3 protein-coding genes and 1 pseudogene are annotated in these 5,069 nt (G+C 72.3%); all 4 read left to right on the forward strand.

Features of this window, described 5'->3' with window-relative positions:
• Positions 1-442: pseudogene (locus ACOJUF_RS08390) on the forward strand (xanthine dehydrogenase small subunit); the annotation flags it as partial.
• A gap of 1 nt (position 443) precedes the next feature.
• Positions 444-2,843 (forward strand): xanthine dehydrogenase molybdopterin binding subunit, encoded by a 2,400-nt coding sequence (gene xdhB, locus ACOJUF_RS08395; protein ID WP_420121406.1) that lies wholly within the window; start codon positions 444-446, stop codon positions 2,841-2,843.
• On the forward strand, positions 2,843-3,697 hold the full coding sequence (gene xdhC, locus ACOJUF_RS08400) for a xanthine dehydrogenase accessory protein XdhC (protein ID WP_420121407.1): 855 nt from the start codon (positions 2,843-2,845) through the stop codon (positions 3,695-3,697). Before xdhB ends, xdhC begins: the two co-directional genes overlap by 1 nt.
• Positions 3,694-4,998, forward strand: a complete 1,305-nt coding sequence (locus tag ACOJUF_RS08405) for a guanine deaminase (protein WP_420121408.1) — start codon at positions 3,694-3,696, stop codon at positions 4,996-4,998. The genes xdhC and ACOJUF_RS08405 overlap by 4 nt, the downstream gene beginning before the upstream one ends.
• Positions 4,999-5,069: the final 71 nt, after the last annotated feature.

The following is a 5,069-nucleotide window of genomic DNA, read 5'->3' on the forward strand; positions in this document are numbered from 1 at the left end:
CACGGGCGAGCGGACGGTGCCGCTGCGCGAGTACTTCACCGGCTACCGCCGCACGGTCAAGCGGCCGGACGAGCTGATCAAGACGATCGTGGTGCCGACCCCGGTGGCCCCGGTGGCCGCGTTCCACAAGATCGCCAAGCGGCGCTTCGACGACATCTCCAGCGTCGCCATCGCCTTCGCGCTGCGGCTGGACGGGTCGACGATCGGCGACATCAAGATCGGGCTCGGCGGGGTTGCCGCGATGCCGATCCGGGCCACCGCGACCGAGGCCGCGCTGGTCGGCCGGCCGTGGACGCCCAAGGTGATCGCCGAGGCGTCCAGGGTGCTGGCCCAGGAGGGCACCCCGATCAGCGACCACCGGGCCAGCGCCGCCTACCGGACGGCGATGCTCGGCACGTCATTGCGCAAGTTCCACGCCCAGAACGCGAAGGTTGGTGTCTGACATGGCAGTCGCCCACGGCCCACTGGCCGACCGGCCCAACAACCCCAAGGTCGGGCTGCCGCTCTCGCACGAGGCGGCCCCCCTGCACGTCACCGGGCAGGCGCTCTACACCGACGACCTGATCCACCGGACGCCGAACCTGCTGCACGCGTGGCCGTTGCAGGCGCCGCACGCGCACGCGCTGATCACCGCGATGGACGTCACCCCGGCTTACGACGTGCCCGGCGTGGTCAAGGTGCTCACCGCGCAGGACGTGCCCGGCGTCAACGACGCCGGCATCAAGCACGACGAGCCCTTGTTCCCCAGCGAAGTGATGTTCTACGGGCACGCCGTCTGCTACGTGCTCGGCGAGACCGAGGACGCCGCGCGCCTCGGGGCCGAGGCGATCGTCGTCGAGTACGAGCCGCTGCCCTCCCTGATGACCATCGCCGAGGCGATCGCCGCCGAGAGCTTCCAGGGGGCGCAGCGGACCGTCAGCCGCGGCGACGCGGCCACCGGGCTGGCCGAGTCGGTCCACCGGTTCCGCGGCGAGTTCGAGTTCGGCGGCCAGGAGCACTTCTACCTGGAGACCAACTCCGCGCTCGCCCTGGTCGACGAGGGCGGGCAGCTGTTCGTCCAGTCCAGCACCCAGCACCCGTCCGAGACGCAGGAGATCGTCGCCCACGTGCTCGGCCTGTCCAGCCACGAGGTGACGGTGCAGTGCCTGCGCCTGGGCGGCGGGTTCGGCGGCAAGGAGATGCAGCCGCACGGATTCGCGGCGGTCGCCGCACTCGGCGCCACGATCACCGGCCGGCCGGTCCTGCTGCGGCTCAACCGCACGCAGGACATCACGATGACCGGCAAGCGGCACCCGTTCCACGCCTCCTGGGAGGTCGGGTTCGACGCCGACCACCGGATCACGGCGCTGACGGCCACCCTGACCAGCGACGGCGGGTGGAGCCTGGACCTGTCCGAGCCGGTCCTGGCCCGCGCGCTGTGCCACATCGACAACGCCTACTGGATCCCGGACATCGAGGTGCACGGGCGGATCGCCAAGACCAACAAGACGTCCCAGACCGCGTTCCGCGGGTTCGGCGGGCCGCAGGGCATGATCGTGATCGAGGACATCCTCGGCCGGTGCGCCCCGCAGCTCGGGGTCGCCCCGGAGGAGCTGCGCCGCCGCAACTTCTACTCCCCCGGCCAGCCGACCCCGTACGGCCAGCCGGTCCGGCACGCGGAACGGCTCGAGGCGATCTGGTCCACCCTGAGCGAGAAGGCCGGCGTCACCGCTCGGCAGGCCGCGATCGCCGAGTTCAACGCCGGCCACGCGGACGTCAAGCGCGCCCTGGCGATGACGCCCGTGAAGTTCGGCATCTCGTTCAACCTGACGGCGTTCAACCAGGCGGGCGCGCTGGTGCACGTCTACAAGGACGGGTCCGTGCTGATCAACCACGGTGGCGTGGAGATGGGACAGGGCCTGCACACCAAGATGATCCAGGTCGCGGCGACCGCTCTGGGCGTGCCGCTGAGCTACGTCCGGCTCGCGCCGACCCGCACCGACAAGGTGCCCAATACCTCGGCCACGGCGGCCAGCTCGGGGGCCGACATCAACGGCGGTGCGGTCAAGAACGCCTGCGACCAGATCCGCGAACGGCTGGCCACGGTGGCCGCCGGCCAGCTCGGCATCCACCCGGACGACGTGCGGTTCGTCGACGGCGTGGTCACCGGAATCGGATTCCACGACAAGCAGCTCGAGTGGGGAAAGCTCTGCCACGACGCCTACTTCCAGCGGGTGCAGCTGTGGGCGGCCGGCTTCTACCGCACCGCCGGGCTGCACTGGGATGCCAACCGGATGCAGGGCGAGCCGTTCAAGTACTTCGCCTACGGCGCCGCCTGCGCCGAGGTCGAGGTCGACGGCTTCACCGGCGCCTACCGGCTGCTGCGCGCGGACATCGTGCATGACGTCGGCGACAGCCTCTCCCCGTTGATCGACGTCGGGCAGATCGAAGGTGGCTTCGTGCAGGGCACCGGTTGGCTGACCCTGGAGGAGCTGCGCTGGGATACCGGCGACGGCCCGCACCGGGGCCGGCTCAACACCCAGGCGGCCAGCACCTACAAGATCCCGAGCTTCTCGGAGATGCCCGAGGAGTTCCACGTGCACCTGTTCGAGCGGGCCACCGAGTCCGGGGTGGTGTACGGGAGCAAGGCGGTCGGCGAGCCCCCGCTGATGGAGGCCTTCGCCGTCCGCGAGGCGCTGCGCGCGGCGGCCGGTGCGTTCGGGCCGGCCGGCTACCCGGTCGATCTGGGCAGCCCGGCCACGCCGGAGGCCGTGTACTGGGCCGTCGACCAGGCCCGGGCAGCCGGCGCCACGACCAACGGCAGCGCTCCGTCGACCGCACCCGCGGAGCTGGCGGGCGTCTGATGGAGTGGCTGGACGCGCTGAGCCACCTGCGGCGCGAGGGCTCGCCCGGGGTGCTGATCACGGTGGTCTCCGTCCGGGGGCACGCGCCCCGGGACGCCGGCGCCAAGATGGTGGTCGGCTCCGAGCACAGCTGGGGCAGCGTCGGCGGTGGCACCCTCGAGGCGGTGGCCAGTCGCCGGGCCCGGCAGATGATCTCGTCCGGAGTGACCGAGCCGGAGACCCAGGTGTCCCGGCTCAACGAACACGCCCGCAACGACCACGGCCGCCAGTGCTGCGGCGGGGAGGTGACCCTGTTGCTCGAACCGATGCCGGCCCGGCCCACGGTCGCGATCTTCGGGCTGGGTCACGTGGGCTACGAACTGGCCCGGATCCTGTCCCGGCTGGAGATCCGGCTGGAGCTGGCCGATTCCCGCGAGGACCAGCTGGACCCGCTGCGGCTCGCGGCGATCACCGACGGTGCCGCGGACGTGGCGGTGCACCATCTGCTGCTCGGCGAGCAACTGCTGGAGCGGCTGCCCCGCGGCGCGCACGTGCTGATCATGAGCCACGATCACGCGGAGGACTTCGCCCTGTGTGACGCCGCGCTCCGGCTGCCCGCGCTCGGTTCGATCGGGCTGATCGGGTCGTCGGCGAAGTGGTCGGGCTTCCGGCGCCGGCTGACCGAGGCCGGGCACCCGGCGTCCGCCATCGACCGGATCACCTGTCCCATCGGCCTTCCCGGGATCTCCGGCAAGGAGCCCGCGGTGATCGCGGTGTCGGTCGCCGCCGCCCTGCTGTCCTGTTTCTCCCGATCGCCGGAGGCCGCCCCGGCCGCCCGGCCGGCCGGCTCGACCCCGAGCGGAGCACGCACGTGACCCTGTACCACGCCACCGTCGTCGACACCCCCGGCGATCCGTTCACCGGCGACCCGGCCGACGCGTTGCGCGTCGAGACCGGTGGCGGCCTGCTCGTCCGGGACGGCGTCATCGCCGCGCGCGGATCGTTCGCCGACCTGCGGGCCGCCCACCCCGGCGAGCCGGTCGTCGAGCTGTCCGAGGGTCTGCTGCTGCCCGGCTTCGTCGACACCCACGTCCACTACCCGCAGATGCGGGCGATGGGCGGCCTGGGCATGCCGCTGCTCGACTGGCTGGAGAAGTGCGCCCTGCCGGAGGAGGCCAACCTGGCCGATCCCGGGTACGCCACCGAGGTGGCCGGCGAGTTCCTCGGCGAGCTCGTGCGCGGCGGCACCACCACCGCGCTGGTCTTCGGGTCGCACTTCGAGTCGGCCATGGACATCCTGTTCGCCGCCGGATCCGACGTGGGCCTGAACCTGACCACCGGGCTCGTGCTGTCGGACCGGATCCTGCGCGACGATCTGCTCTGCACCCCCGCGCAGGCCCTGGCGGCCTCGCGCCGGCTGATCGACCGCTGGCACGGCAAGGGCCGGCTCAGGTATGCGGTGACGCCGCGGTTCTCGCTGTCCACCTCGGACGAGATGCTGGACGTCTGCCGGGAGCTGTTGGGACCGGCGGACAGTGACATCCGGTTCACCTCGCACGTGAACGAGAACCTGGCCGAGGTGCAGACGGTCGCCGACCTGTTCCCCGGGACGGCCCACTACATCGACACCTACCACCGGCACGGGCTGGTGACCGACCGGAGCGTGTTCGCGCACAACGTGCACCCCACCGACCACGAGCTGGACCTGATGGGCGAGGCCGGGGCATGGACCGCCCATTGCCCGACCAGCAATTCGGCCCTGGGCAGCGGGCTGTTCCCGCTGGCCCGGCACGTCCGGCACGGGGTCGGCGTGGCCCTGGGCTGCGACGTCGGCGCCGGCACCGGGTTGTTCCTGCTCAAGGAGGGCCTACAGGCGTACTTCATGCAGCAGCTGCTCGGGACGAACGGGCTGCCCCTGACCCCGGTGCACCTGCTCTACCTGGCCACCCACGCCGGGGCCCGCGCGCTCGGGCTGTCCTCGCGGGTCGGCGATCTGTCGGTCGGCAAGGACTTCGACGCCGTCTGGCTGCGGCCCGAGCCCACCTCGTCCCTCGCGGTGAACCTGCGGCACGCCGCCGACCCCGTCGACGCCCTGGCCCGCGTCTTCGCCCTGTCCACCGCCGCCGACGTGGCCGGCGTCTGGCTGCGCGGCGAGCCCGCCGTCACCCGCCCCTGACGACCGCCGACCCCCCCCCCCCCCCCCCGCCCCCGCGGCGCCACCACCCCCGGGCGGCTACACAGCCCGGC

The sequence above is a fragment of the Nakamurella sp. genome (genome assembly GCF_048594475.1).
Taxonomy (GTDB): domain Bacteria; phylum Actinomycetota; class Actinomycetes; order Mycobacteriales; family Nakamurellaceae; genus Nakamurella.